At 72.2% G+C, this 26,901-nt stretch carries 26 protein-coding genes and 2 tRNA genes; 10 read left to right on the forward strand and 18 right to left on the reverse strand.

Features of this window, described 5'->3' with window-relative positions:
• Positions 1 to 14: 14 nt before the first annotated feature.
• From def to ACFVYX_RS24240, 8 genes are all read right to left on the reverse strand, one after another.
• Complete coding sequence (gene def / locus ACFVYX_RS24205; RefSeq protein WP_389683542.1) at positions 15 to 650, reverse strand: peptide deformylase; 636 nt, start codon at positions 648 to 650, stop codon at positions 15 to 17.
• A 67-nt stretch (positions 651 to 717) separates the two neighbouring features.
• Positions 718 to 1,698 (reverse strand): tetratricopeptide repeat protein, encoded by a 981-nt coding sequence (locus ACFVYX_RS24210; protein ID WP_389683543.1) that lies wholly within the window; start codon positions 1,696 to 1,698, stop codon positions 718 to 720.
• 79 nt (positions 1,699 to 1,777) lie between these two features.
• Positions 1,778 to 3,037: an HD-GYP domain-containing protein gene (locus ACFVYX_RS24215; protein ID WP_389683544.1), complete on the reverse strand. Its 1,260-nt coding sequence runs from the start codon at positions 3,035 to 3,037 to the stop codon at positions 1,778 to 1,780.
• Positions 3,034 to 4,428 carry an HD-GYP domain-containing protein gene (locus tag ACFVYX_RS24220; protein ID WP_389683700.1) on the reverse strand — a complete coding sequence of 465 codons (1,395 nt, stop codon included), beginning with the start codon at positions 4,426 to 4,428 and terminating at the stop codon, positions 3,034 to 3,036. Before ACFVYX_RS24220 ends, ACFVYX_RS24215 begins: the two co-directional genes overlap by 4 nt.
• A gap of 147 nt (positions 4,429 to 4,575) precedes the next feature.
• Positions 4,576 to 4,917, reverse strand: a complete 342-nt coding sequence (gene rsrA, locus ACFVYX_RS24225; RefSeq protein ID WP_389683545.1) for a mycothiol system anti-sigma-R factor — start codon at positions 4,915 to 4,917, stop codon at positions 4,576 to 4,578.
• Positions 4,914 to 5,570, reverse strand: coding sequence for a sigma-70 family RNA polymerase sigma factor (locus tag ACFVYX_RS24230; protein ID WP_030207302.1), 657 nt, complete (start codon positions 5,568 to 5,570; stop codon positions 4,914 to 4,916). Before ACFVYX_RS24230 ends, rsrA begins: the two co-directional genes overlap by 4 nt.
• A 252-nt stretch (positions 5,571 to 5,822) precedes the next feature.
• Entirely contained in the window at positions 5,823 to 6,455 is a 633-nt protein-coding gene (locus ACFVYX_RS24235) for an alpha/beta family hydrolase (RefSeq protein ID WP_389683701.1), read from the reverse strand.
• 136 nt (positions 6,456 to 6,591) lie between these two features.
• Positions 6,592 to 7,437: an SOS response-associated peptidase gene (locus ACFVYX_RS24240; protein ID WP_389683546.1), complete on the reverse strand. Its 846-nt coding sequence runs from the start codon at positions 7,435 to 7,437 to the stop codon at positions 6,592 to 6,594.
• 48 nt (positions 7,438 to 7,485) lie between these two features.
• Here ACFVYX_RS24240 and ACFVYX_RS24245 point away from each other — a divergent pair, with 48 nt between their 5' ends.
• From ACFVYX_RS24245 to ACFVYX_RS24260, 4 genes are all read left to right on the forward strand, one after another.
• A complete protein-coding gene (locus tag ACFVYX_RS24245; protein ID WP_389683547.1) occupies positions 7,486 to 8,181 on the forward strand; it encodes a M50 family metallopeptidase in 696 nt (231 codons plus the stop codon).
• A 21-nt stretch (positions 8,182 to 8,202) separates the two neighbouring features.
• A complete protein-coding gene (gene aroA / locus ACFVYX_RS24250; protein WP_389683548.1) occupies positions 8,203 to 9,534 on the forward strand; it encodes a 3-phosphoshikimate 1-carboxyvinyltransferase in 1,332 nt (443 codons plus the stop codon).
• Between the two features lie 3 nt (positions 9,535 to 9,537).
• Positions 9,538 to 10,551: a ribosome small subunit-dependent GTPase A gene (rsgA, locus tag ACFVYX_RS24255; RefSeq protein WP_389683549.1), complete on the forward strand. Its 1,014-nt coding sequence runs from the start codon at positions 9,538 to 9,540 to the stop codon at positions 10,549 to 10,551.
• A gap of 92 nt (positions 10,552 to 10,643) precedes the next feature.
• The gene (locus ACFVYX_RS24260; protein WP_389683550.1) at positions 10,644 to 10,967 is read left to right on the forward strand and encodes a DMT family transporter; all 324 of its coding nucleotides are present in this window, start codon (positions 10,644 to 10,646) and stop codon (positions 10,965 to 10,967) included.
• Here ACFVYX_RS24260 and ACFVYX_RS24265 read toward each other — a convergent pair.
• Positions 10,859 to 11,512 (reverse strand): TetR/AcrR family transcriptional regulator, encoded by a 654-nt coding sequence (locus ACFVYX_RS24265; RefSeq protein ID WP_389683551.1) that lies wholly within the window; start codon positions 11,510 to 11,512, stop codon positions 10,859 to 10,861. The two genes, ACFVYX_RS24260 and ACFVYX_RS24265, sit on opposite strands and share 109 nt — an antisense overlap.
• 116 nt (positions 11,513 to 11,628) lie before the next feature.
• On the opposite strand from ACFVYX_RS24265, the gene hisN reads away from it, so the two are divergent.
• On the forward strand, positions 11,629 to 12,438 hold the full coding sequence (gene hisN, locus ACFVYX_RS24270) for a histidinol-phosphatase (protein WP_389683552.1): 810 nt from the start codon (positions 11,629 to 11,631) through the stop codon (positions 12,436 to 12,438).
• A gap of 139 nt (positions 12,439 to 12,577) precedes the next feature.
• Entirely contained in the window at positions 12,578 to 12,967 is a 390-nt protein-coding gene (locus tag ACFVYX_RS24275; protein WP_389683553.1) for a cyclic nucleotide-binding/CBS domain-containing protein, read from the forward strand.
• Positions 12,968 to 13,044: 77 nt separating this feature from the next.
• Here the strand turns inward: ACFVYX_RS24275 and ACFVYX_RS24280 are convergent, their stop codons facing one another.
• Positions 13,045 to 14,514 (reverse strand): catalase, encoded by a 1,470-nt coding sequence (locus ACFVYX_RS24280; protein ID WP_389683554.1) that lies wholly within the window; start codon positions 14,512 to 14,514, stop codon positions 13,045 to 13,047.
• Between the two features lie 148 nt (positions 14,515 to 14,662).
• On the opposite strand from ACFVYX_RS24280, the gene ACFVYX_RS24285 reads away from it, so the two are divergent.
• The gene (locus ACFVYX_RS24285; protein ID WP_384116046.1) at positions 14,663 to 15,082 is read left to right on the forward strand and encodes a Fur family transcriptional regulator; all 420 of its coding nucleotides are present in this window, start codon (positions 14,663 to 14,665) and stop codon (positions 15,080 to 15,082) included.
• 164 nt (positions 15,083 to 15,246) lie between these two features.
• Here ACFVYX_RS24285 and ACFVYX_RS24290 read toward each other — a convergent pair.
• The 4 genes from ACFVYX_RS24290 to ACFVYX_RS24305 all read right to left on the reverse strand — a co-directional run bounded on the left by ACFVYX_RS24290 (position 15,247) and on the right by ACFVYX_RS24305 (position 20,596).
• Positions 15,247 to 15,320, reverse strand: a tRNA-Met gene (locus ACFVYX_RS24290).
• A 90-nt stretch (positions 15,321 to 15,410) separates the two neighbouring features.
• Positions 15,411 to 17,375: a tetratricopeptide repeat protein gene (locus ACFVYX_RS24295; protein WP_389683556.1), complete on the reverse strand. Its 1,965-nt coding sequence runs from the start codon at positions 17,373 to 17,375 to the stop codon at positions 15,411 to 15,413.
• Positions 17,376 to 17,579: 204 nt separating this feature from the next.
• Positions 17,580 to 17,653 (reverse strand) — tRNA-Met (locus ACFVYX_RS24300).
• A gap of 45 nt (positions 17,654 to 17,698) precedes the next feature.
• On the reverse strand, positions 17,699 to 20,596 hold the full coding sequence (locus ACFVYX_RS24305; RefSeq protein WP_389683702.1) for a UPF0182 family protein: 2,898 nt from the start codon (positions 20,594 to 20,596) through the stop codon (positions 17,699 to 17,701).
• 135 nt (positions 20,597 to 20,731) lie between these two features.
• On the opposite strand from ACFVYX_RS24305, the gene ACFVYX_RS24310 reads away from it, so the two are divergent.
• Positions 20,732 to 21,283, forward strand: coding sequence for a PPA1309 family protein (locus ACFVYX_RS24310; protein WP_030320796.1), 552 nt, complete (start codon positions 20,732 to 20,734; stop codon positions 21,281 to 21,283).
• Positions 21,284 to 21,420: 137 nt separating this feature from the next.
• Here the strand turns inward: ACFVYX_RS24310 and ACFVYX_RS24315 are convergent, their stop codons facing one another.
• The 4 genes from ACFVYX_RS24315 to ACFVYX_RS24330 all read right to left on the reverse strand — a co-directional run bounded on the left by ACFVYX_RS24315 (position 21,421) and on the right by ACFVYX_RS24330 (position 24,690).
• Positions 21,421 to 22,509: a PDZ domain-containing protein gene (locus ACFVYX_RS24315; RefSeq protein WP_389683557.1), complete on the reverse strand. Its 1,089-nt coding sequence runs from the start codon at positions 22,507 to 22,509 to the stop codon at positions 21,421 to 21,423.
• Between the two features lie 67 nt (positions 22,510 to 22,576).
• On the reverse strand, positions 22,577 to 22,807 hold the full coding sequence (locus ACFVYX_RS24320) for a hypothetical protein (RefSeq protein ID WP_389683558.1): 231 nt from the start codon (positions 22,805 to 22,807) through the stop codon (positions 22,577 to 22,579).
• Positions 22,808 to 22,946: 139 nt separating this feature from the next.
• A complete protein-coding gene (locus ACFVYX_RS24325; protein ID WP_389683559.1) occupies positions 22,947 to 23,408 on the reverse strand; it encodes a molybdenum cofactor biosynthesis protein MoaE in 462 nt (153 codons plus the stop codon).
• 172 nt (positions 23,409 to 23,580) lie between these two features.
• Positions 23,581 to 24,690 carry an SDR family oxidoreductase gene (locus ACFVYX_RS24330; protein WP_389683560.1) on the reverse strand — a complete coding sequence of 370 codons (1,110 nt, stop codon included), beginning with the start codon at positions 24,688 to 24,690 and terminating at the stop codon, positions 23,581 to 23,583.
• Positions 24,691 to 24,928: 238 nt separating this feature from the next.
• Here ACFVYX_RS24330 and ACFVYX_RS24335 point away from each other — a divergent pair, with 238 nt between their 5' ends.
• Together ACFVYX_RS24335 and ACFVYX_RS24340 are read left to right on the forward strand one after the other, a co-directional pair.
• Positions 24,929 to 26,359: a zinc-dependent metalloprotease gene (locus ACFVYX_RS24335; RefSeq protein WP_389683561.1), complete on the forward strand. Its 1,431-nt coding sequence runs from the start codon at positions 24,929 to 24,931 to the stop codon at positions 26,357 to 26,359.
• Complete coding sequence (locus ACFVYX_RS24340) at positions 26,356 to 26,877, forward strand: NUDIX hydrolase (protein WP_389683562.1); 522 nt, start codon at positions 26,356 to 26,358, stop codon at positions 26,875 to 26,877. Before ACFVYX_RS24335 ends, ACFVYX_RS24340 begins: the two co-directional genes overlap by 4 nt.
• The last annotated feature ends 24 nt before the right edge of the window (positions 26,878 to 26,901 follow it).

Below are 26,901 nucleotides of genomic sequence, written 5' to 3' on the forward strand. Positions count from 1 at the left end.
CGTCACATGGGCGATCAGGCGTTCGGCACCGTCTCGTAGCGCGGGGTGCCCTCTTCCATCTGGCGCAGGGCGTCCTTGCGGTCGCGCTTGGAGAGGCGGTCGATGTACAGGTAGCCGTACAGGTGGTCCGTCTCGTGCTGGAGGCAGCGGGCGAAGTAGCCCGTGCCGCGCACCTTGATCGGGTTGCCCCGGGCGTCCTGGCCGTGGACCTCCGCGTAGTCGGGGCGGGCCAGCTCGGCGTAGGCGGTCGGCACCGAGAGGCAGCCCTCGTTGGACTCGTCCAGGACGCGGAGCTCGGCCGGGAGCTCCTGGAGGACCGGGTTGACGACGACGCCGGTGTGCCGGACGCCCTCGTCGTCGGGGCAGTCGTAGACGAAGACCTTGAGGTCCACGCCGATCTGGTTGGCGGCGAGGCCCACGCCCTCCGCGGCCTTCTGGCTGGCGAACATGTCGTCGATGAGGGACGCGAGCTCGTCGTCGAACTCCGTGACGTCCTTGCACTCCTTGTGGAGCACCGGGTTGCCGACGACGGTGATGGGGCGCGCCGTGCCGCGCTCGCGGTACGCGAGCTCACGCGCCTCGCAGTCCTCCGTGTCCACGACGAAGCCGTCGTTGATCTGCGTCTGCTCGTCCGTCTCCTGCTGCGCCATGTCCGGCCGCGCCCTTCTGAAAACCCGATTCCGTCGGAGGACAGCCTACGGGCCCGTGACAGGAGCCTCAGCAGACCTCTTCGAGATCGCGCCACTCGCGGCTGTCGGGACTGTCCGCCACCCAGCCGTCGAGGAGGCCGCGCACCAGCCCCGGCGGGGCCGCGATGCCGCACTCGCGCTCGGGCACCCACAGCTCGCCGGGCGAGCGGTGGCCGAGCGGCCCGGGGTGTCCCGGTTCGCTGTGGTCGTGGGGGTCGGAGTGCTCGCCCTCGCCCTCGGCGCTGGGCATGGTCGACTCGGAGCAGGCGCGGCAGAGCAGCCGCACGGAGGACGACCAGTCCTCGGCGGCGAAGCCCGCCTCCGCGGCGAGCTGCTCCAGGGCGTCCCGGTCGGCCTCGGTGGCCGCTTCCAGGAGGACCACCCAGGTGGGAACGGGTGAGGGCGCCCAGAGCTCGATCTCGTCGAAGACCGGGTAGGAGGGGCCCGCGGTGGTGGTCCGCTCGCCGTTCGGCACGCCGTCGTGGAGGACGACCTCGCCCCAGCGGCGTCCGGAGGACGGCAGGGGGATGGAGAGGACCTCGATGCGGGCGGGGTCGAGCCTGCGGCCCCACACCACCTCGGCCTCGCCCTCGGGCGAGAGCCGGACGGCGGCGCTGCCCAGCTCCATCCCGGCGGGCTCACCGGTGCCGGAGGCGGCGCCGGGCACCTTGAGGCCGTACGCCTGCCAGGCGCGGCGGGCCAGCGGCCAGTCCTGGAGCGCGGTGGCGGCGATCCCGACGTTCCACCAGTCGGGGGCGCCGGTCTCCTTGTCGAGCAGCGCGACCGCGCGGAGCCCGGCGGCCCGCGCCTGTTCCCAGTCGTGCCGGAACTTGTGCAGCAGCGCCAGGTTGAACCAGGACTCGGAGAGCCAGGGCTCCAGATCCGCCGCGCGTGTCAGCAGCGTCCCCGCGTCCTCGTACCGGCCGTCGCCGATCAGCGTGAACGCGCGGTCGGTGGCCTGCCGCCACGAGGCGGAGGGCCGATGCCGTACCTTCCCGAAGATCTTCACGATTCCCGCCTGCCGGTCGCTTCACCCTCTTGTTCGCATCCAACCATGCCCGGTCGGACGCGCGCTCATTACCCATGGGTTACCCAGTGGCGACGGAGGTCACCCCAGCTGCTCCGCCCCGTGCCAGGACTCTGGCCAGGCATTCGACGACATCCGGGTGATAGTCGCGGGCGGTGCCGAGCCGGAGCCGCTCCAGGGCGTCGAGGGCGGCGCCCGCGCTCTCACCGCCCGCGAGGTCGTCGTAGGCGTTCACGGCCCGGACGATGCGGGCGGGCAGCGGCTGCTCGCGGTACGGGTCGGCCTGCCGTTCCACGATCACGGCGACGGCGGCGGGGACGCCGGTCCTGCGTACGACCTCGCCGCCGAGCAGGGCGATCCGGCGCTGCTCGTCCGCCGGGAGGAGGGCGGTGGCGCCGCCCTCGACCGGGTCGACGAGGGAGAGCTGTCCGATGTCGTGCATGAGCGCCGCGTGTTCGAGGACGGTCAGCTCGGCCCCGGAGAGGCCCAGCTCGCGGCCGACGGCGCCGCTGAGGGCCGCGACCCGGCGGGCGTGGCCGGGCGGGGTGCAGCCGGCGATCTCGGTGGCGCGGGCGAGGGAGGCGATGGTCTGCCGGTTGACGGTGCGGACGGCCGCGTACCGCCGGAAGGAGACCTGGGTGAGCAGCAGCGGGACGGCGAGCACGGGCAGCGCCCAGAGCCCGGCGGCGGCCACGCCGAGCGCCATGACGGCGCCGGTGGCGCAGACGGCGGAGCCGATGCCGAGGAGGGCCCGCAGTGCGTCGCGGAGGAGGGGGCCGTACGGGAATCCGGTGCGGGCGCGGAGCAGGAGCGCGGCGAGGACGGCGTCGCAGAGGGCGGTCAGGATGATCAGGAGCACCAGGAAGAGGGCGTACGGCGGGCCGTGGCCGAGGTGGTCGACGACGGCCCCCGCGTTGTAGAGGGGCTGGAAGCAGAGCGCGGCGAAGCCGACGGTGAGGACGCGGCGGGCGAGGTGGTCGAGGCCGGGGCCGCGACCCCTGGCGATGTGGGGGACGATGCCGGCGAGTCCGGCGGCGACGACGACGGCGACGATCTGGAGGACGCCGTGGGTGGTGGCGGTGCCGGCGCTGGCCCCGAGGAGGGCGTAGGAGAGGGCACCGGCGGCGCCGAGCGGGGCGGGTTCCCTCTCGTCGGGGGCGGCGCCCCAGCGGGCGAGCTCGCCGAGGAGGACGAGGGTGCCGAAGGCGAGGGCGTTGCCGGGTTCGGCGACGCCGTACCAGAGGGTGGAGCCGAAGCCGGCGAGGCTGAGCAGCAGTGCGGCTCCGTGGGCGGCGCCGATGGTGACGGCCCCGGGCCTCATGCGCGCTCCTTCGACCGGGCGGGCGGGGCGGCCGGGTCCGCTTCGCGCGGCGGGGGGAGCTGGTCCGGCCGTGGGGCCGTCCCGGCGGTCTCGTCGGCGGTGACGGCGGGCTGCCAGCCGTGCCGTTCGAGGGCGCGGACGAGCGCGCCGACCATCCGGGGGTCGAAGTGGGTGCCGGCGCACCGTTCCAGTTCGGCGACGGCGGTCGGCACGGGCCGGGCGCGGCTGTAGGAGCGGGTGGAGGTCATGGCGTCGAAGGCGTCGGCGACGGCGACGACCCGGGCGAACTCGGGGATGTCCTCGCCGTGCAGCCCGTACGGGTAGCCGCTGCCGTCCATGCGTTCGTGGTGGTGGAGGATCGCGTCCCGCGCCTCGCCGAGGAAGCCGATGCCCCGGACCATCTCGTGGCCGTACTCCGGGTGGAGTTCGATGATCCGGCGTTCCTCCGGGGTGAGTGGGCCGTCCTTGCGGAGGACCCGGGTGGGCACGCCCAGTTTGCCGACGTCGTGGAGGATGCCGGCGAACCGTACGACGTCGAGCCTGTCATCGGCCATGCCGAGCTCACGGGCGATCAGGACGGAGGCGTGGCCGACGCGTTCGCTGTGGCCGCGGGTGTACCGGTCCTTGATGTCGACGGCCTGGACGAGGGCGCGGATGGTGGCCTGGTGGGCGGCCCGTTCGCGGTGGTACTGGGCGAAGACCCAGCACGAGATGTACATGGGGAGGAGCACGAAGAGCGCCGAGACCGGTCCGTAGGTGCTGCGCCAGAGGACGGCCATCATCAGTCCGGCGAGCCCGTGGACAGTGTGCGGGGCGAGTGCCCGGCCGAGGAGGCCGCGCCAGGCGGCGCGTGGCGGGAGTCCGTCGGCGGTGGCCCGGATGCCGCCGTCGAGAGCGGTCAGGGCCAGGCAGAAGGTGAGCGCGGCGGCGCCCGCGGGGAGCAGGGCGTGGGGGAAGTCGGGGGCGTCGGGGCCGTCTCCGAGGGCGTCGGCGGAGTTCAGGGCGGTGGCGGCGTGGGCGGCCGCCCAGAGGGCGAGGGCGGTGGCGGCGGCCCGCCAGGCGCGGCGGGGTGCGGCCGGGGGTTCGTCGACGCGGGCGAGGAGGCTGCCGGGCAGGGCGGTGAGCGCGGCGGCGGAGGGCGGCAGGAGCAGGGCGGCGGCGAGGAGCACGGGGAAGAAGGAGCCGGTGCCCATGGAGACGGAGCTGCCGAGGGCGCGCCTCAGGAGCGGGCAGCGGGCGGGCAGTTCGCAGAGCGCGTACAGGGCGGCGAGGAGGGCGACCGTGACCCAGGGGGTGGACGAGCCGGGGTGCAGCGCGGGCAGCACGCAGGCCCCGGCGCCGAGCAGGGCGCAGCCGATGTACACGCGGGCCGCTCGCGGAATGACCTTCACGCCCATCACGCCCGCCACGCTAGCGAGTGGGGCGTCCGGGGGCGGCGCTGTGGCGCTGATTCGCACCATCGGGTGATACAAGCTGACTTACGGCCGAGGCCGCCGCGTTCGTGCCGCGACGGCCTCGATTCCCTCTGCCGGAGGGGTCTACTCCTGGGGAGCCGGAGTCTGCGCCTGAGCCGATGCCGGCGTCGGCTGGACGGTCGCCGTGATGTCCTGCTCGGGCACCGCGTGCCCGGAGCGGATGAGGTCGATCCGGCCCATGACCTTGGCGCGCAGGTCGGTGGGGACGTCGTCGCTGCCGCAGCAGCGCTTGACGAGCTTCTTCACCGCCTGCTCGAGTCCGTACTTCTCCAGGCACGGGGAGCACTCCTCGAAGTGCACCTCGAACTTGTTGCAGTCGCTGTCGGGCATCTCATGGTCGAGGAACTCGTAGAGATGATCCAGGACCTCTGAGCAATCCGTCTCGTGCGGCTCTCCGCAGCTCATGAGCCCGAGCCTTTCAGATCGTTCGACGACTCTCCGGCGCCCGCGGGTACCAGCCCGCGGTCGCGGGCGTAGTCCTCGAGCATGCCGCGCAGCTGGCGGCGGCCCCGGTGCAGTCGGGACATCACCGTACCGATGGGTGTCCCCATGATGTCCGCGATCTCCTTGTACGCAAAGCCCTCGACATCGGCGAGATAGACGGCGATGCGGAACTCCTCGGGAATCGCCTGGAGCGCTTCCTTCACGTCGGAGTCCGGAAGGTGGTCGAGGGCCTGTGACTCCGCGGAGCGCAGTCCGGTCGACATGTGCGACTCGGCGCGGGCGAGCTGCCAGTCCTCGATCTCCTCGGCGGCGCTGCGCTGGGGCTCGCGCTGCTTCTTGCGGTACGAGTTGATGAAGGTGTTCGTGAGGATGCGGTACAGCCACGCCTTGAGGTTCGTGCCCTCGCGGAACTGGTGGAAGGATCCGTACGCCTTGGCGTAGGTCTCCTGCACCAGGTCCTCCGCGTCCGCGGGGTTGCGCGTCATGCGCAGCGCGGCCGAGTACATCTGGTCGAGGTAGCCGAGGGCGTCCCGCTCGAAGCGCGCGTTGCGCTCCTCGGTCGTCTCCTCGGGGCCGTCGTCGGTCCCTGTGTCGGTCCCAGTGACCGGACCCACCTCCTCCAGCGCGGCGGCGAGCCCGAGGGCGGACCCGCTCGTTTCGGAGGATAGACGAGGAACCGCTCCGCCCGCCGCCCGAATCTGGGCACCCTTGGGCGCGGGCAGCACTGTCCAGTCGAGGTCAGCGGCCTGCACACGCTCCGGGCAGATGGTCGAACCCATACGACGGACACCTCTTCCTTTGCTCTCACACCGACGCTCTGTGACAACAGTGGTCACGGGTTCGGCATTCCCGGTCCGGCGGCTGGTTCAGCGCAGGCCGGTGATCCACGCGGTGACGCCGTCCACGAGGGCGGCGAGGGCCTCGTCCTGGCCGAGGGCGGCACGCTTGGGCACGGCGAAGCCGTGGTCGCCGCCCGGGATCTCGACGAGCTCGTACGGGCCGTCCGGGAACTCCTCCGGCCGCCCGAAGGTGTCGTTGCCGCCCTGGACGACGAGTGTGGGCACTCCGGTGCCGAGGAGCTCGTCGGCGCGGGACTTCTCCGGCTTGCCCGGGGGGTGCAGCGGGAAGCTCAGGGCGAGGACGGCGAGGGCACCGAGCTCCCGGCCGGTACGGCAGGCCACGCGGGCGCCGGCGCTGCGGCCGCCGGCGATCACGGGGAGGCCGGGCCGCGCGAGGGCGGGCCAGAGGCCGCGCCAGCCGGTGTCCAGGGTCTTCGGCGCGGGCGCGACCTTCTTGCCGGCGACCCGCCAGGGCTGCTCGACGAGGGCGACGGTCACGCCCCGCGCGGGCAGCGCGCCGGCCAGGGCCTGGAGGTCGCGGGCCTCGACGCCGCCGCCGGCACCGTGGCCGAGGGCGAGGACGGCCCAGGGCTTCGTCCCCTCGCACCAGGTGACGCGGGCCTCGCCGGCGTCGGTGGAAACGGTCTCGTACTGTGTCACGTCGGTCACGGCCCCATCCTGCCGTCCATCGGGCCGGGACGGCCGGAACCGGCGGTCCCGGCCGTCCGTCGCACCGGGGCCCACGAACCAGGGGACCCGTTCCTCCCGACCCGTTTCGCGACGGCGCGCCGCGCGGTCAGAACAACGTGGCGATCTCCGGGCCCTCCAGTTCCTCGAGCAGCTCGGGCCCGTTGTTGCGGACGTTGCTGACGGCGGTCGCCACCGGGTAGGCCCGCATCAGTCCCCCCGGCGGCGGGGCGAGCAGTCCGCGCAGCTCCTCCGGGTCCGTGCGCGCCGGGTCGAGCCAGGCGTCCCAGCGGTCCTCGGTGAGCATCAGCGGCATCCGGGGGTGGATGTCGGCGAGCGAGCGCGGGCCCTCGGCCGGGGCCACCCCGAGCGGCCCGGTCTCCGCCTCGGTGGTGATCACCGAGCAGGTCACCCACCACGCCGAGGGGTGGGCGTCGGGGAGGGTCCGGTCGCGCCAGAACTCGTAGAGCCCGGCCATCGCGAAGACGGAGCCGTCCGCCGGGGTCACGAAGTACGGCTGCTTCCTGGGACGCTTCTTCTTCCCCTCGACCTCCAGGTCGCGCTCCCCCGCCCCGGTGACCCATTCGTAGTAGCCGTCGGCGGGCAGGATGCACCGGCGGGAGGCGAAGGCCCGCTTGAAGGAGGGCTTCTCGTCCAGGGTCTCCGCGCGCGCGTTGATCATGCGGGCGGCGCCCTCCGGCGACTTCGCCCAGGACGGTACGAGGCCCCACTTGAGTACGCGCAGCTGGCGAACCGGACGGCGTGACTCGGCGTCTTTCAGAGGACGCTCCAGAACGGCCCAGACCTCTTTGGTGGGGGCCACGTTCCAGTCGGGGGCCAGGGTCTCCTCCGGCTCCCTCCCCGGCTCCGCTCGGGCAGGAGGGACCCCCATCTCGATGCCGAAGATGTCGACGAGGTCCTCGGGCCGCCGACTCGCTGCATACCGTCCGCACATACGTGCCAGACTGCCACGATCCCCGACCCCCGAGGAGCGGCCCGAACGATGGACCTCTCGCTGGACCTCTTCAGCCCGCAGGACGCCCCGGCCGAGTGGCTGGTGATCGCCACCGGCGTCGCCGCCCTCGCCGTCACCGTGCCCCGCCGCGTCTGGCTGCTCGCCCGCAACGCGATCACCATCGCCCACGAGGGCGGCCACGGGCTCCTCGCCCTCGCCACCGGGCGGCGCCTCGAAGCGATCCGGCTGCACTCGGACACCAGCGGGCTGACCGTGAGCCGGGGCCGTCCGACCGGGCTCGGAGTGGTCCTCACCCTGGCCGCCGGCTACCCCGCGGGCCCGCTGCTCGGTCTCGGCGGCGCCGCCCTGCTCGGCACCCACCGGGTCACCCTGCTGCTGTGGATCGCGACGGCCCTGCTCCTCGCGATGCTGGTGATGGTCCGCAACGCGTACGGGATCCTCACCGTCGTCCTGACGGGAGCGACCTTCCTCCTCGTCTCCTGGCTGACCGCTCCCGAGGTCCAGTCCGTCTTCGCCTACGCGGTGGTGTGGTTCCTGCTCCTCGGCGGCGTCCGGCCGGTCTTCGAGCTCCAGTCGAAACGGCGCCGCGGCGGCGCCCCCGACTCGGACGCGGACCAGCTGTCGCGGCTCACCCATGTGCCCGCGGGCGTGTGGCTGTTCTTCTTCCACGCGGTGTCGATCTCGGCCCTGATCGGCGGCGGCCGCTGGCTCCTGGGCTACTGACTCCCCCGTACAGTGAGTTCCATGACCGCAGCTGCTTCCGCGCACACCGACCCGTCCACCGACCTCTGGCCCGCTCCGTACGCCCGCGGCGCCGTCGACGCGACCGTCACCGTGCCCGGCTCGAAGTCGGTCACCAACCGGGCCCTCGTCCTCGCCGCGCTGGCCTCCGAGCCCGGCTGGGTGCGTCGCCCGCTGCGCTCCCGGGACACCCTCCTGATGGCCGAGGCGCTCCGTACCCTCGGCGTGAAGATCGAGGAGGGCGTGGGCCCCGACGGTTCGGGCGAGGCCTGGCGGATCATCCCGGCGCCGCTGCGCGGCCCCGCGACCGTCGACGTCGGCAACGCCGGCACGGTCATGCGCTTCCTGCCGCCGGTCGCGGCGCTCGCCGACGGCCCGGTGCGCTTCGACGGCGACCCCCGCTCCCACGAGCGCCCGCTGCACGGCGTGATCGACGCGCTGCGCGCGCTCGGTGCCCGCATCGACGACGACGGCCGGGGCGCGCTGCCCCTGACCGTGCACGGCGCCGGTGGCCTGGACGGCGGCACGGTCGAGATCGACGCCTCCTCGTCCTCCCAGTTCGTCAGCGCCCTGCTGCTGTCCGGTGCCCGCTTCAACCAGGGCGTCGAGGTGCGGCACGCGGGGGCGCGGCTTCCCTCGCTGCCGCACATCCGGATGACCGTCGACATGCTGCGCGCGGTCGGCGCCCAGGTCGACGAGCCGGAGCACGGCGGCGCGCCGGACGTGTGGCGGGTCAGCCCGTCGGCGCTGCGCGGCCGGGACCTGGTCGTGGAGCCCGACCTGTCGAACGCGCAGCCGTTCCTGGCGGCCGCCCTGGTGACCGGCGGCCGGGTGACCGTCCCGGACTGGCCCGAGCGGACCACCCAGCCCGGTGACGCGCTGCGGGAGATCTTCACCGAGATGGGTGGTTCCTGCGAGCTGACCGACGCGGGTCTGACGTTCACCGGCACGGGCCGGATCCACGGCATCGACGTGGACCTGGGCGAGGTCGGTGAGCTGACGCCGGGTATCGCGGCGGTCGCGGCGCTCGCCGACTCCCCCTCCACCCTGCGCGGGGTCGCTCATCTGCGGCTGCACGAGACGGACCGGCTCGCGGCGCTCACCAAGGAGATCAACGAGCTCGGCGGTGACGTCACCGAGACCGAGGACGGTCTGCGCATCCGCCCGCGCCCGCTGCACGGCGGCGTCTTCCGCACGTACCACGACCACCGCATGGCGACGGCCGGCGCGATCATCGGCCTCGCGGTCGAGGGCGTGGAGATCGAGGACGTGGCGACGACGGCGAAGACCTTGCCCGACTTCCCGACGATGTGGACCGAAATGCTCGGGGTCTGAACCATGCGGCGTTACGGCAAGCACACCGACGAGGACGACATCCGCCAGCGGCCCAACCGCAAGGGCACCCGTCCCCGTACGACTCTCCGCCCGAAGCACGAGGACGCCGTCGAGGGCATGGTCCTCACCGTGGACCGCGGCCGGCTGACCTGTCTGGTCGGCGACCGGTTCGTGACGGCGATGAAGGCGCGCGAGCTGGGCCGCAAAGCGGCCGTGGTCGGCGACCGGGTCTCGATCGTGGGCGATCTGTCGGGCGAGAAGGACACGCTGGCCCGGATCGTGCGGATCAGCCCGCGCAGCTCGGTGCTGCGCCGAACGGCCGATGACGACGACCCGTACGAGCGGGTGGTCGTGGCCAACGCGGACCAGCTGGCGATCGTCACCGCGCTCGCCGATCCGGAGCCGCGCCCCCGGCTGATCGACCGCTGTCTGGTCGCCGCGTACGACGGCGGTCTCACCCCGCTGCTCGTCCTCACCAAGTCGGACCTGGCGCCGCCGGACGAGCTCCTGGAGATGTACGGCGCGCTGGGTGTGCCGTACGTGGTGACGACCCGCGACGAGTTCGTGGACGGGGTCGCGGCCGAGCGGGTGCACGAGCACCTGAAGGGGCGGACGACCGCGTTCGTCGGGCACTCCGGAGTCGGCAAGACGACGCTGGTCAACGCCCTGGTCCCGGCGGACCGGCGGCGGACCACGGGTGTGGTCAACGCGGTCACGGGCCGCGGCCGCCACACGACCACCTCGGCGCTCGCTCTGCCGCTGAACGACAAGGAGGGCGGCTGGGTCATCGACACCCCCGGTGTGCGCTCCTTCGGTCTGCACCACGTCGATCCGTCCCGGGTGATCCTGGCCTTCCCCGATCTCGTGCCGGGGACGGAGGGCTGCCCGCGCGCGTGCAGCCACGACGAGCCGGACTGCGCGCTCGACGCGTGGGCGGCGGAGGGGCACGCCGATCCGGCGCGCCTCGAATCGCTGCGGCGGCTCCTCGCGACCCGGGAGCGACGCGAGGGCGACTGAGCCGTCCGTCTTCAGGGCCGACAGCGACCGGTAAGGGCATAATCGCACCAAGTGCGGCGAAGCAGTCACCGACGGCGTGGGAGGCACTGACGATGGCGTGGCTGCTGGTGGTGGTCGCGGGCTTCCTCGAGACCGGTTTCGCGGTCTGTCTGAAGCTCTCGCACGGATTTACCCGGCTGTGGCCGACGATCGCGTTCGCGATCTTCGCCATGGGAAGTTTCGGTCTCCTCACGCTGGCCCTGCGGAAGCTCGACGTGGGGCCCGCGTACGCGGTGTGGACGGGGATCGGCGCGGCCGGGACGGCGATCTACGGCATGCTCTTCCTCGGCGACCTGGTCTCCACGCTCAAGATCGTCTCGATCACGCTGGTCATCCTCGGGGTCATCGGGCTCCAGCTGTCCGGCTCCTCGCACTGACCGTCGGTCCCCGCCCGCGGGCCGTACGGGACGGCGGGGGCCACGACATGGCTGAGGGCGAGCCGGACGGCGAGTTCGCAGCCCGCCGCCCACCGTTCGCCGGCGCAGGCCGCGGTCGCCGCCACCAGCTCGCCGGGCGCGGGCGGACCCTCGTCGGCACGGCGCTGGGCCGGTACGGCCGCCGGACGGGCGCCGGGCCTGGCGGGCCGGGGCGCGGGCAGCCGTGCGTCCCAGGCGCCGGTGAGCAGGGCCCGGAGGACGGGGCGGGTGGCGGTCCGGGTGACGATCCACTCGGCGACGGTGATCAGGTTCCGCTCGGGCGGGCCGGGGGCGGCGAGCAGCTGCCGGACGCCCTGGAGGTAGGCGTCGGCCTCCCGCCGTACCAGGGCGCGGGCGAGCCCCTCCTTGCTGCCGAACTCGTTGTAGAGGGTCTGCCGGGAGACCCGGGCGGCCGCGGCGAGGTCGGCCATCCGCACGGCGGACCAGGGCCGGTGCGCGAGCGCGGCGAGGGCGGCGTCGAGCAGGGCCTCGCGGGCGGTCGCCATCGGCACCTCCGGGAGGGAACGGTTCTCCGCCCAGCGTCGGCAGCCGTCCACGCCCTGTCAAGGGCGCCCGTGGACGGTTCTCCGGTCGGGTGACGCGCGGGGATAGAGTGCCGACCATGGCCGATTACCACGATGATCTGCGTCTCGCCCACGTCCTCGCGGATGCCGCCGACGCGGCCACCATGGACCGATTCCAGGCGCTCGACCTCAAGGTCGAGACGAAGCCGGACATGACTCCGGTGAGCGAGGCCGACAAGGCGGCCGAGGAGCTGATCCGGGGTCAGCTCCAGCGGGCCAGGCCGCGTGACGCGATCCTGGGCGAGGAGTACGGCGTGGAGGGCTCGGGCCCGCGCCGCTGGGTGATCGACCCGATCGACGGTACGAAGAACTACGTCCGCGGGGTGCCGGTCTGGGCGACCCTGATCGCTCTGATGGAGGCCGGGGAGACCGGGTTCCAGCCGGTGGTCGGCGTGGTGTCGGCCCCGGCGCTCGGCCGGCGCTGGTGGGCGGCGAAGGGCCTGGGGGCGTACACCGGGCGCAGTCTGGCCTCGGCGACCCGGATCGGGGTCTCGAAGGTCGCCTCCCTGGAGGACGCCTCGTTCGCGTACTCCTCGCTGAGCGGCTGGGAGGAGCAGGGCCGCCTCGACGGTTTCCTGGACCTCACGCGCGCGTGCTGGCGGACCCGGGCGTACGGCGACTTCTGGCCGTACATGATGGTCGCGGAGGGTTCCGTGGACATCTGCGCGGAGCCGGAGCTCTCGCTGTGGGACATGGCGGCGGTGGCGGTCGTGGTGCAGGAGGCGGGCGGTACGTACACGGGCCTCGACGGGCGGCACGGTCCGCACAGCGGCAACGCGGCCGCGTCGAACGGGCTGCTCCACGGTGAGCTGCTGAGCTACCTCAACCAGGAGAACGCGGAGGACTGAGCGCCGCCGACACCACCGGGGCGCGCCTCGCGCGCCCCCTTGTCAGACCCCGTGCGCGGTGCCACGCTCAGCATCATTCCCCTTGTGAACTTGTGAACCGATTCCCAAGGGGCGGTTCACCAAGGAGGTGGCTCCGTCCATGCTCGTTCGTGACGCCATGAGTTCGGTCGTCCTCACCATCGGTCCGGCCCACACCCTCCGGCAGGCGGCCCGGCTGATGTCGGCGCGCCGCGTCGGCGCCGCCGTCGTCCTCGACACCGACGCCGGCGGGCTCGGCATCCTCACCGAGCGCGACATCCTCAACTCCCTCGCCGTCGACCAGGATCCCGACGTCGAGACGGCGGGCTCCCACACCACCCGCGACGTCGTCTTCGCCGCGCCCACCTGGACCCTCTCGGAGGCGGCCGAGGCCATGACGCGCGGCGGCTTCCGCCACCTCGTCGTCCTCGACGACCTGGGGCCCGTCGGCATCGTCTCCGTACGCGACATCATCCGCTGCTGGATCCCGGCGCACAGCGTCGCCGGCTGAGCCCACTCGCCCGGACACGCGAGAGCGGGCCGGATCCCGTACGGAAATCCGGCCCGCTCCCCCTACGACAAGCGTCCTCAGCCGCGCAGGGCCTGGACCGCGGCCTCCAGCCGCTTGCCGAAGTCACCGTCCGCCTGGCGGAAGTTGTTGATGGCCCGCTCGGCGATGTCGTCGCGCGAGACCTTGGCGATGAAGCCCGCCAGGTTCTCGACGAGACGGCCCTTCTCGTCCTCGGACATCAGGCGGTAGAGGTTGCCCGCCTGCACGAAGTCGTTGTCCTCGGAGTGCACGGGCGCCGCCTGGTCGCCGGTGACGCCGCTGACCGGGACCGGCTGCCACAGCGGACGGTCCGTCTGGAACGGGCCGCCGAAGCTGTTGGGCTCGTAGTTCTTCGCGCCCTTGTGGCGGCCGTCGTAGAGGAAGCCGTCACGGGAGTTGGTGCGCGCCTCGGTGGCGTGCGGGCGGTTCACCGGCAGGTGGTCGGCGTTGATGCCGACGCGGTAGCGGTGGGCGTCGCCGTAGGCGAAGAGGCGGCCCTGGAGCATCTTGTCCGGGGACGGGCCGATGCCGGGCACGAAGTGCGCCGGGCTGAAGATGGACTGCTCGACCTCGGCGAAGACGTTCTCCGGGTTGCGGTTGAGCTCCAGCTTGCCGATCTCGATCGGCGGGTAGTCCTCGTGCGGCCACACCTTGGTGAGGTCGAACGGGTTGAAGCGGTAGTTCGCCGCGTCGGCCGCGGGCATGATCTGGACCTGCACGGTCCAGGTCGGGAAGTCGCCGCGCTCGATGGCCTCGCGCAGGTCGCGCTGGTGCGAGTCCGGGTCCTCACCGGCGAGGCGGTTGGCCTCGTCCTGGGTGAGGTTCTTGATGCCCTGGTCGGTCTTGAAGTGGTACTTGACCCAGAAGACCTCGCCGGCCTCGTTGTTCCACTGGAACGTGTGCGAGCCGTAGCCGTTCATGTGGCGGTACGAGGCGGGGATGCCGCGGTCACCGAAGAGCCAGGTCACCTGGTGGGTCGACTCCGGGGACAGGCCCCAGAAGTCCCAGACGTTGTCCGCCTCCTGCGAGCCCGTGTACGGGTCGCGCTTCTGGGTGTGGATGAAGTCGGGGAACTTGATGGCGTCCTTGATGAAGAACACCGGGGTGTTGTTGCCGACGAGGTCGTAGTTGCCCTCTTCGGTGTAGAACTTCAGCGCCCAGCCGCGGGGGTCGCGCACCGCGTCCGCCGCGCCGAGGTTGCCCGCGACGGTGGAGAAGCGCAGGAAGGTCTCGGTCTCCTTGCCGACCTCGGAGAGGAACGCGGCACGCGTCCACTGCGAGACGTCACGGGTGAGCGTGAAGGTGCCGTAGGCGCCCGCACCGCGCGCGTGGACCACACGCTCCGGGATGCGCTCACGGTTGAAGTGGGCGAGCTTCTCCAGGAGGAGCTGGTCCTGCACGAGGACCGGACCGCCGACGCCCGCCGTCTCGCTGTTCTGGTTGTCGGCGACCGGCGCGCCGGCCTCCGTGGTGAGCGGTCCCTGCGTCACGTGCGCCTCCTGCGTCATTCCTGCGAGTCCTGTCCTTCGGCCGAGCCCGGTGGGCCTCTTGGCCGATGCCGGTTCAGATCCTACGATAGACATTGTCTAAGTCAAGTGAACTTCCAAAGTCACACCCGTTCGGGATCGCGGTCCCGCGACTGTTAGGCTGGCCCTCATGAGTGACCTGTTGGAACGACTGCGCGGACGCGGCTGGCGGATGACCGCGCAGCGGCGCGTCGTGGCCGAGGTCCTCGACGGCGACCATGTGCACCTGACCGCCGACGAGGTCCACGCGCGCGCCGTGACGCGGCTGCCCGAGATCTCGCGCGCCACCGTCTACAACACGCTGGGCGAGATGGTCACCCTCGGCGAGGTCATGGAGGTCGCGACCGACGGACGCGCCAAGCGGTACGACCCCAATGCCCACCGGCCGCACCAGCACCTCGTCTGCGGGCGCTGCGGCGCCATCCGCGACGTCCACCCGGGCGGCGACCCGCTGGCGGACCTGCCGGACACCGAGCGCTTCGGTTTCACGATCTCGAACGTGGAGGTCACGTACCGGGGCGTCTGCCCGAGCTGCGCGACGACCGCCTGAGCGACAGACGACGAAAGCCCCCGCCGGTGCGGGGGCTTTTTGCGTGGTGGGGGTGTTGGCGTGTCGCGTGGTTGCGGCGTTGCGTCAGGGAAGACCGCGCCCGGGGAACACGACGAAGGCCCGGATCCGATCGACATCGGATCCGGGCCTTCGTTGCTACTGAGTAGCGGGGACAGGATTTGAACCTGCGACCTCTGGGTTATGAGCCCAGCGAGCTACCGAGCTGCTCCACCCCGCGTCGGTAAACACGACTCTACGGGACCCCCGTCACCAGCGCAAATCCGTTAACGAAGAGCACACGGGGTACGGGAGGGCGCGGAGGACAGCGCTACGCCGTCAGCTCCTGGTGCAGCGCCTCGCTCAGCCGGGCCGCCCGCTCGGCGACCTCCGCCGGCCCGAGCTCCACCGCGCGGGCACACCAGCGGCGCCCCTCGGTGAGCTCCCCGCGGCGCGCCGCGAGCAGCGCCAGCCGGAGGGCGGCGCGGCCGTGCCCGGCCCGGGCGGCCCGGGTCCACCAGAGGGCGGCCTCCCGCTCGCTGCCCTCGCGGGCGAGGAGCAGCCCCAGGTTGAAGGCGCCGTTGCGGCTGCCCGCCTCCGCCGCCTCGCGGTACCAGCGGTCGGCCTCCGCCAGGTCGCCGCGCCCGGCGGCGAGCATGCCGACCCGCACCTGGGCGCGCCGGTGCCCCTGCTGGGCGGCCCGCTCGTACCACTCCTCGCACTCCGTCTTCTCCTCCCGGGGCGCGCCGAGGACGGCGGGGCCCGGGTCGGGGCGACGCGCGTCGAGCACCGAGGCGAGCCGGAAGGCAGCCTCGGCGCTGCCGCCGCCGGCCGCGCAGCGCAGGTGCCGCTCGGCGGTCCGCTCGTCACCGTCGCGGAGGGCGGCGATGCCGACCTGGAGGGCGGCCTCGGTGTGCCCCGCGGCGGCGGCCCGCTCGTACCAGACGAGGGCCGTACGGTCGTCGTCACGGCCGGCGTGGAGGATGCCCAGGTTGAAGGCGGCGTCCACGCTGCCCGCCTCGGCCGCCTTGGAGAACCAGGGCTCCGCGCCGTTGGCGTCGCCGGCCTGGAGGAGCAGCACGGCGAGCGCGTTGGCGGCCTCGCGGTGGCCCGCGTAGGCGGCGCGCCGGTACCACTGCTCGGCCTGCTGGATACGGTCCTGGGCGGCGCAGAGCAGCCCGAGGTTGTACGCGCCGTTCACGTCGCCCGCGTCCATGGCGGCCCGGTACCAGCGCTCGGCGGTCTGCTGCTCGCCCCGGGCGGCGTGCAGGGCGCCGAGGGCGTTGGCGGCGTTGCCGTCGCCGTCCTGGGCGGCGCGCAGCCACCACACGGCGGCGCTCTCCTCGTCGCCCGCGTCACGGAGCAGGAAGCCGAGCGCGCAGGCGGCCTTGGCCTCGCCCTCCTTGGCGGAGCTGAGGTACCAGCGGCCGGCCTCCTTGAGCTCGCCCCGCTGCTCCAGGATCGCCCCGAGGTGCAGCGCGGCCCGCCGGTGGCCGCGCGCGGCCGCCTGCCGGAACCACTGCTCGGCCTCGGTCGGCTCTCCCCCGGGCTCGCCGGCGGCAGGCCCGGCGACGGCGCCCGCGGCGCCCGCGCCGGTGGGCACGAGGGCACCCGTGCCGGGCACCCGGAGCCGGGTGCCGGTGTCGTGGGGTCCGCGGGTCGTCTCGGTGGCGCGACGCTCCAGGGCGAGGGCGAGCCGGTACGCGGCCTCGCGGTGGCCCTGTTCGGCGGCGGCACGCAGCCAGCGCTCGGCGCCGACGTCGCTGCGGTGCTCCAGGAGGTCGGCGAGGGCGTACGCGCCGAGGGCGTGGCCCTGCTCGGCGGCCTGCCGGAGCCAGTACTCGGCGGCCGGCTCGTCGCCGCGCTCGCGGTGGTGGCGGCCGAGGGCGTGGGCGGCGGGCGCGGAGCCGGCGACGGCGGCGACCCGCCACCAGCCGGCGGCCTCCTCGGTGTATCCGCGCTGATGCAGCAGGACCCCGAGGTTGTTGGCGGCGGCCCGGTCGCCCTCGGCGGTGGCGCCGCGCAGATAGGGCTCGGCGCCGTCGAGGTCTCCGCGGCGCAGCAGCAGCGCGCCGAGCGCGCTCATCGAGGCGAGGTCGCCGTGCTCGGCGGCCCGTCGGTGGCGGGCCTCGTTCTCGGTCTCGTTCTCGGTGTCGGGATCGGTCTCGGCGGTGGTGTCGACGGCCGCATCGACGGCCCCCACTGCCTCGATGATCTCGTCCGCGGCGTTCCTGGCGTGCCGCTGCACAAACCGCCCTGTCTCCAACAGAGTTGCCCTGTCCCCCATGAATACCATCGTCGCACCACCCGCAACCCGAGCACACCTGGTATACCGCAGCCAGTGAGGTCACTCAGCGTTTTGTCGACATGCCCACAGAGAGACAAGTCAAACACGACTCACGCCAACTCGCCCCCTCCCTACCGCTCTTCGGGCCCCCTGTGCACGCCGACACACGACGAGGGCCCGGATCCTTATGGATCCGGGCCCTCATCATCTGAGTAGCGGGGACAGGATTTGAACCTGCGACCTCTGGGTTATGAGCCCAGCGAGCTACCGAGCTGCTCCACCCCGCGTCGGTGAACCAACAGTACCACGGACGCGGGATGGAAAACCTCAGGTCAGCCGCCTGATCCCGGGGCCTTCAGCTTCGCTCCGGCTTCCGCCGCCTTCTGGAGGGCCGCCTGGAGGTCGTCCTGTGCCTTGCCGTACGCGGTCCAGTCGCCCTTCGCCAGCGCCGCCTCGCCCGCGTCGTACGCCTTCTGGGCGTCGGCGATGGCCTTCTTGAGCGCGGCGTCGTTGGTGACCGGCTGCTCGGGGGTGCCCGGCGGGTCCGTGGGCGACGTGGGCGGGGCCGTGGGGGCGTCCACCCCGAAGACCGCGTTGAGCGCCCCGGTGAGGGTGTCCTCGAACACCGTGGTGTCCTTGGTCGTGTCACCGTCCGGCTGGTCCGCGTCCACGTACGACACCGCGACCTTCTTCAGGAGCGGGTACAGCGCGTTGCGCCCCTGGGCGTACACCGGCTCCACGTACAGGAAGCCGCCGTCGAGCGGGACGGTCAGCAGGTTGCCGTACTGGATGTCGGAGTCGGCGCCCTTCATGTCCCGGACGAACGTGGCGACCGCGGGCAGACCGTTGAGCTTGCTCTGCACCTGGGCCGGGCCCGGCACATCCTCGGTGACTCGCAGCAGCCTCAGCCGGCCGTACTCCTTGCTGGTGGCGTCGGCGTCGACCGCCATGAAGCCGCCCAGGTTGGGGCGTCCGTTCGGCGTGAACGTCGTCGTCAGCGAGAAGCGCTGCACCGTGTCCCCGGGCATCTTCATGCTCAGGTAGTACGGCGGGACCGCGTTGCCCTCCTTGTTGGTCGGGTCGTCCGGCACCTGCCAGGCGTCCGAACCGCTGTAGAACTGCGCGGGGTCGGTCACGTGGTAGCGGGTCAGGAGCTCGCGCTGGACCTTGAACATGTCCTGCGGGTACCGCAGGTGCTCCAGGAGGTCGCCCTTGATCTCGGCCCTCGGCTTGACGGTGTCCGGGAAGGCCTTCATCCAGGTCTTCAGGACCGGGTCGGCGGTGTCCCACTGATAGAGGGTCACCGTGCCGTCGTAGGCGTCGACGGTGGCCTTCACCGAGTTCCGGATGTAGTTGACCTGGTTCTGCTGGGCGACGACCGCGCGCTGCTGGTTGCCGACGGTCAGCGAGTCGGCCGTGGTGTCGCCGAGCGTGGTGCGCGAGGCGTACGGGTAGCCGTTGGTCGTCGTGTAGGCGTCGATGATCCACTGGATCCGGCCCTCGACGACCGCCGGGTAGGCGTCGCCGTCGATGGTCAGCCAGGGCGCGACGGCCTCGACGCGCTCCTTCGGGGTGCGGTTGTAGAGAATCCGCGAGCCCTCGCCGATGGCCCCCGAGTAGAGGATCTGCGGCTCACTGAAGGCCACCGCGTACGCGGCGCGGTTGAAGGCGTTGGAGAGGCTGACGCCGCTCTTCTCCTTGTAGCTGGTGGTCTTCTCGCCGTTCTCCTCGTAGTCCAGCTCCTTCTGCGGGCCGCCCACGATCGAGTACTGGTCGGTCTTCTCGCCGTAGTAGATCCGCTGCTGGTACGGGCCGAGCGTCCCCTTGGTCGGCAGGCCGGCCTCGGTGAAGACCGGGGAGCCGTTGGCGTCCGTCTGCGTACCCGAGGCCATGATCGCCCCGAAGCCGTGGGTGTATGTGAAGTGGTCGTTGATCCAGTTGCGCTTCGGGATGCCCTTGATGTTGAGCTCGCGCAGACCGACGACGGTGTCCTTGCCCTGGTAGCGGTCCACGTCCAGGGTCGTCGGGAACTGGTAGTACTTCCGCTTCTGCTCCAGCTGCTGGAACGTCGGCGAAACGATGTTCGGGTCGAGGACGCGGTAGCTGGCGGCCCCGTCGGCGTTCGCGCGCAGCTGGTCCTTGGCCTTCACCGTCGACTTGCCCGAGTAGTTCTCGGGCTTCGTCCCGTCGATCGCGTACGCCTTGCGGGTCGCGTCGATGTTCTTCTGGATGTACGGCGCTTCCTTGGCCTGCTCGTTCGGCTGGACCTGGAACTTCTGCACGATGGCCGGGTACAGGCCGCCGATCAGGATCGCGGAGAGCACCATCAGGCCGAAGCCGATCACCGGCAGCTGCCAGGTGCGGCGCCAGAGCGTCGCGAAGAACAGCACGGCGCAGATCGCCGCGATGCAGAACAGGATGGTCTTCGCCGGCAGGTACGCGTTGGCGTCGACGTACCGCAGACCCGTCCAGTTCCCGGTGGCCTTGAAGTCGCTGGACTTCACGGCAAGCCCGTACCGGTCGAGCCAGTACGCCACGGCCTTCAGCGACACGAAGACGCCGAGCAGCACGGACAGGTGCCCGGTGGCGGCGGCGGTGGCCCGCGCCCCCGGGCTGGTGATCCGCAGCCCGCCGTACAGGTAGTGCGTGAGCGCCGCGGCGATCAGCGACAGGACGGTGGCGGCGAAGCCGAAGGCGAGCAGGAAGCGGTACCAGGGCAGGTCGAAGGCGTAGAACGCCACGTCGAGCCCGAACTGCGGGTCCTTCTGGCCGAACTTCACGCCGTTGACCCACATCAGCCAGGTGCGCCACTGGCCGGACGCGGAGGCGCCGGCGATCAGCGCCACCAGGGCGGTGACGGCGAGCAGCACCCACTTCTTGAACGGAGCGAGGCCCATCCGGTAGCGGTCGAGGCTCTGCTGCTCCAGCGACATCGCGCTGAGCGGCGGCCGCAGCCGGTGCGCCAGCCAGATGTTCAGGCCGACGGCGAGGCCCATGAGCAGACCGAAGACCGCGAAGAGGCCGATCTTGGTCCACAGGGTGGTGGTGAACACGGACGAGTACTGGACCGAGCGGTACCAGAGCCAGTCCGTCCAGAACCCGGCGAACATCACGAACGCCATGGCCAGAACGGCCAGCACCCCGAGAGTCATGAGCAAGGTCCGGGCCCGCCGGGACGGCCGGCCGACTCTCATCCTCGGCCCGGACGGGCTACCGCCGCGGTCCGGCATCTGGAAAGCCAACGTGCGCCCCTCGATGTTGATGCGTCTGAAAGCAGGCCCCGCGATCGTAGAGCCCACTGATGCAACTTACTGAGGCTTTACCTAGTTCCCGTGTTCCGGGCAAGAGGAGGCAGGATATTGGTCATGTCCAACGTTTCCCCCTCCGGCCCGGCGATGGCCGCGAGCCCCCTCACCCGCGCGGTGCTCGAGATCGACGAGTACGCGGCGGGCCTCGGCTGGGACCAGCCGGCCCGCCTCTTCGCCCTTGTCGACACCGCCCGCCTGCGCGCCAAGGAACCCGCGCTCGCCTCCCAGCTGGGCCTGGGTGACGATGCCACCGCCTACACCCCGATCGAGCAGGACAAGCTGCCGCGCGGGAAGCCCCTCGACGAGTTCCTCGGCACGATCGCCTGGCCCGCGGGCGTGGCGGGCTGCGCCATGACGGTGGAGCGGCTCATGCTGCCCCCGTCGGCGGAGGCCCAGGTCCCCCAGGGCCTGAACGAGAAGCAGCTCGCCAAGTGGGTGGCCGCCCACCCCGACCGTCAGGAGGTACGCATGACCGTGGCGGTGCTGCGCGGCGGCGCCCGCGAGGCGGCGATCCGGCTGCGCGAGAAGGACACCGCGACCGAGGTCCTGACCGGCCCCGACCTGGTGCCGGGCCTCGCCGAGGCACTGGCGGCGACCTTCGAATCCTGATCCGCCCCCCGTACGGGAAGGGGCGCCCGGTCGTGTCGACCGGGCGCCCCTTCGGCGTATCGGCGCCTCTGTCAGCTCATCGGGCAACCGCGCCCGTCCTCGGAGCCGCTCGGGTCAGTTCTCCGAGCAGCTCGGGCTCACTTCTTCGAGCAGCTCGGCAGGGACGCGGTGTCGCCCTCGCGGAGCTTCTCCAGGGTCTTCGTGGCGTCGTCGATGGTGTCGACCTTGATGAGGGTGAGCCCCTCGGGGGTGTCGGAGGCGGCGGTCTCGCAGTTGTCGGCCGGGGTGAGGAAGTACTCCGCTCCGGCGTCCCGCGCGCCGACCAGCTTCATCTGGATGCCGCCGATCGGGCCGACCGCGCCGGCGTCGTCGATGGTGCCGGTGCCGGCGACGAACCGGCCGCCGGTGAGGCTGCCCGGGGTGAGCTTGTCGACGATGCCGAGGGCGAACATCAGCCCGGCGCTGGGACCGCCGACGTCCGCCAGGTTGATGTCGATCGTGAACGGGAAGACGTGGTCGGTACCGGCCTGGATGCCGACGACGGCCCGGTCGCCCTCCTCGGACGTCGTGGTCGTGATGACCACCTTGCGGGTGACGGTCGGCTCCTTGCGGGCCTTCTCTGCCGCGGCCGCCTCCTTGGCGGGGACGATCGTGAACTCGACGTCCTGGCCGGGCTTCCGCTTCGTGACCTGCTTGGCGACATCGCCCTGCGCGGCGATCGGCACCCCGTCGACGGCCTTGATCACGTCACCGGCGTGCAGCTTGCCCTCGGAGGGCGAGCCCTTGATCACGGTGCCGACGACGACCCGGGACACCACCGGGATCCCCAGCTCCCTCAGGGCGGCCACCTTGGCGCTCTCCTGGGACTGGCTGAACTCCTCGGCGTTCTCCTGGCTCGACTGCTCCTCGGTCTTGCCGTCCGGGTAGAGCGTGTCGTGGGGCACCACCACGTTGTCGTGGGCCAGCCAGCCGTAGACGGCCTCGACGGCGTTCATCTTGTAGTCCGCGCTGGTGACCCGGACCGTGGTCATGTTCAGGTGCCCGTCGGTCGGGTAGGTCTTGCGTCCCGAGATCTGCAGGACGGGCTCTCCCCTGGCGTCTCCGAGGGTGTTCACCGTGGGGCCCGGGCTCATCTCCGCGTACGGCACCGGGATCAGAACGCCCGCGATGAGCAGACAGATCAGGACCAGGGTGGAGGCGAGCATCGTCGCGGTGCGGCGTGGCATGGAACGACAGTACGGGACTCGCCTGTGAGTGCACCTGTGGGGCGGGTCCGTACGAGGCGGGCAGGCGTCAGCTCGACGGCGAGGTGGTGACACCGCCGGCCGCGGCGGCCGGTTCGAGGTCCGCGTGCGCGGAAGGCGCGGTCATGGTGTGGGCGCGTTCCATCGCGTCCCGGAAGCGTGCGTAGCCGGCGAGCTCGGCCACGTCACCTATCGTCTTGTTCCTCTGCGCCCAGCTTCCCCATATCGCCGCGCCGACGACTGCGAAAAGCGGAATCAGCAACCAGGCCAGCGCTGCCATCCCGACCTCCCATCCCCAGTGAATTGCTCAGCAGACTCTGCCATCTGTGAGGTCAACGCTGGCGCTTGGGGGCCGGTTACGCAAATCGGGCGTTCGGCTACAGGGTGTCGGCGCGTCGCCTTGCGCCCGGGGCGGACGCTCAGCAGGCGCCCACCCACTCCTCCGTACCGTCGGAGAACGTCTGGTGCTTCCAGATCGGGACCTCGTGCTTGAGGTCGTCGATGAGCTTGCGGCAGGCCTCGAAGGCCTCTCCGCGGTGCGGGCAGGAGACGGCGACGACGACCGCCAGGTCGCCCACACGGAGGTCGCCCACACGGTGGACGGCGGCCAGCGCGCGGACCGGGTAGTCGGCGACGACCTTCTCCGCGACCCGGCGCAGTTCCGCCTCCGCCGTGGGGTGGCAGGAGTAGCCGAGGGCGTCGACGTCCGCGCCGCCGTCGTGGTTGCGCACGGTGCCCACGAAGAGCGTCGTGCCGCCGGAGGCGTCGTCCCCGACCGCCCGGAAGACCTCGTCGAGGGAGAGCGGGGTCTCCCGGATCGCGAGGAGCTTGATGGGGTCGGCGGCGGCCTGCTCGCCGGGGTGGTCAAACGTCGGTGCCATGGCCCCATCGTGCCGCACGCGCGCGAGATCCCGGAATAGCGGTTTCGACCGGCGGTCGCCGGCCGGCGTAGGAGGGTCCTACAGTCCGCGCCGGTCCTGCCCCCGCCCGTCGGATCCCGCGCCGGTCCTGTCCCCCGTCCGTCGGATCCCGCGCCGGTCCTGCCCCCGCCCGTCAGATCCCGCGCCGCTTCCGCATCTGCCGGACGAGCGCCGCCGTGCCGAGCAGCGCCACCGTCGCGCCCGCCGCACCGGCCGCCGTGGCGTCCTTGCGGCCCAGGCGGCGGCCGGCGACCGTGTGGCGGCCCTCGACCTCTTCCAGGAGCGCGGCGAGGACCTCCTCGTTCGTCCACCGCGGCCGCCAGCCGGCGTCGTGCAGCCGTCCGACGCTCACCACCCAGGGGTGCATGGTGTACGCGAGGTCGCCCGCCGGGGACGGGGTGAGACCGATGCGGTGGAGGCGGGCCGCCGTGCCGAGGGCGACGGCGGAGGGCAGCTCCATGCGCCGGATGCCGGAGAGCTCCTCGACCTCCTCCTGTTCCAGCCAGCCCTCGCAGCCGACGGCGAACTCCCCGTCGACCTTCTCGAGCGCCGCGTACTCCAGGGCGCTGACCAGGTCGTCGACGTGGCAGAACTGCCAGGTGGGCCGGGATCCGGCGACGACGAGCAGCCGGGGCGACTCGAAGTAGCGGGTCAGCGCCGTGTCCGTGCCGCCGACGAGGACGGCCGGGCGGACGACGGTGACGTGGAGGCCGGGGTGCGCGCGGGGCGCCCGGCGGCCGAGGCGCTCGATCTCCAGCATGTCGCCCACGCCGGTGGCCTCGGCGGTGGCCCTGAGTTCGGCGTCCTCGGAGAGCGGGATGTCGTTGTCCGGCAGGGCGCCGTAGACCATCGCTGAGGTGCACAGCACCACCCGGTGGACGCCGGCGGCCGCCGCGGCGGTCAGCACCGTCTGCGTGCCCCGTACGTTGTAGGCCGTCCGGGCGGCGGGGTCGGTCTCCAGGTCGAGATCGACGGCGAGGTGCACGACGACGTCCGCGCCGCGCAGCTTCTCGGCGATGGCCGGGTCGCGCACGTCGAGAATGTGCCACTGCGCCTCGGCGACCTCGCCGCGGCGCTCGTCGATGGCGACGACCTTCTTGATCTCGTCGGAGGCGGCGAGGCGCCTGGTCAGCAGGTCACCCACGCCGGACGCGGCACCGGTGACCGCGACGACGGGGCCGCGCGCGGCAGACCGGGTTGAGGGGTTTCGCGCTCCGCGAACCTGAGGATCTGGGGAACTCACCGGGCGTCTCCAGCGGTTGTCTTCAGTACGTACACGCATGACGCGTACGGACCAGGTGGCGTCCATCCTGCCGCAGGGCACGGCCCGGCGGAGCACCGAGCCCATTTCCGGCCCGGATGTCGGGTGATGCCCCGCCGATCGGGCCCGGCCCGATCAGTGGGACACCACCTACGCTGGTGGTGTGTAACGGGCAGTCGCCGTCGGCAGAGGCCGGCGGCCCGAAGAGCCGAGGAAACCTGTGAGTGACACCCCATTCGGATTCGGCCTTCCGCCGGAGGAGCCGGAGAACGGCGACGAGGGCAAGAAGAAGGACCCCGCCGGAGGTGGCCAGGGGTCCGGTGGCCAGGGCGGCAACCCGTTCGGGGCGAACCCGTTCGGTTTCGGCGGGCTGCCCGGCATGGGCGGGCCGGGGGGCGCGGACAATCCGTTCGCGGCGATGTTCGGCTCGCTGAACCCCAACGACCTGGGTGCGGCCTTCCAGCAGCTCGGCCAGATGCTGAGCTACGAGGGCGGTCCCGTGAACTGGGACATGGCCAAGCAGATCGCGCGCCAGGTGGTGGCCCAGGGCACCGCCGACGGCACCAAGGACGCCAGTGTGGGCCCGGCCGAGAAGTCCGCGGTCGAGGAGGCCGTGCGCCTCGCCGACCTGTGGCTCGACCAGGTCACCTCGCTGCCCTCCGGGGCGAACACGGCCGTGGCGTGGAGCCGCGCCGAGTGGGTCGAGGCGACGCTGCCCGCGTGGCAGCAGCTCGTGGACCCGGTCGCGGAGCGCGTCGGCGCGGCGATGGGCGACGTCCTGCCGGAGGAGATGCAGGCCATGGCGGGCCCGCTGATCGGCATGATGCGCTCCATGGGCGGCGCCATGTTCGGCCAGCAGATCGGGCAGGCCGTCGGCGCGCTCGCCGGTGAGGTCGTCGGGTCGACCGACGTCGGTCTGCCGCTCGGCCCGCCCAACCGGGCCGCTCTGCTGCCGCTGAACATCGAGGCCTTCGGCAAGGACCTCGGCGTGCCCTCCGACGAGGTGCGGCTCTACCTGGCCCTGCGCGAGGCCGCCCACCAGCGTCTCTTCGCGCACGTGCCGTGGCTGCGGGCGCACCTCTTCGGCGCCGTCGAGGGGTACGCGCGCGGGATCAAGGTCGACACCTCGAAGCTGGAGGAGGCGGTGGGCCAGCTCGACCCGACGCACCCCGAGCAGCTTCAGGAGGCGCTCCAGCAGGGCATGTTCCAGCCGGAGGACACGCCGCAGCAGAAGGCTGCCCTGGCCCGGCTGGAGACGGCGCTCGCCCTTGTCGAGGGCTGGGTGGACGCGGTGGTCCACGAGGCCGCCAAGTCGCGGCTGACCTCGGCGGACGCGCTGCGCGAGACGCTGCGCCGGCGCCGGGCGTCGGGCGGTCCCGCCGAGCAGACCTTCGCGACCCTGATCGGTCTCGAACTGCGTCCGCGCCGGCTGCGGGACGCGGCACGCCTGTGGGCGTCGCTGACGGACGCGCGCGGGGTGGACGGCCGGGACGGCCTGTGGGAGCACCCGGACATGCTGCCGACGGCGACCGACCTGGACGACCCCGACGGCTTCGTGCACCGCGAGCACCTCGACTTCTCCGAGCTGGACAAGATGCTCGGCGAGGCGGCGAAGGGCGATGCCCCGGAGGACGGGGACGGCAAGGAGTGAGCCTGCACGACGACGCGGTCCTCGTACTGAAGGAGTACGGGAGCCAGGAGGAGCTGCGGCAGCTCTACCTGGAGCATCTGGACGCCCATCCCGACGGCATGTACAAGCCGTGCGGGGCCGGTCATCTCACGAGCAGCGCGCTGGTGATCGACCCGTCCCGGGCCCGGGTGCTCCTCACTCTGCACAGGAAGCTGGGCATGTGGCTGCAGATGGGCGGCCACTGCGAACCGGGCGACGCGACGGTGGAGGCGGCGGCGCTGCGCGAGGCGACCGAGGAGTCGGGGATCGCGGGTCTGAGCCTGTTGCCGGGTGGCCCGGTGCGGCTCGACCGGCATCCGATCCCGGCGCCCTGTCACTGGCACCTGGACGTGCAGTACGCGGCGATCGCCCCGGCCGACGCGGTGGCGGCGATCAGCGAGGAGTCGCTGGACCTGCGCTGGTTCGCGTACGAGGAGGTGGCGGGCGTGGCGGACACGTCGGTGGTGCGTCTCCTGGAGAGCACGCTCGCCCGTCTGTAGCGGGACATGAGGAAGGGGCGGTCG

This window comes from Streptomyces sp. NPDC058326 (assembly GCF_042879855.1).
Taxonomy (GTDB): Bacteria; Actinomycetota; Actinomycetes; order Streptomycetales; family Streptomycetaceae; genus Streptomyces.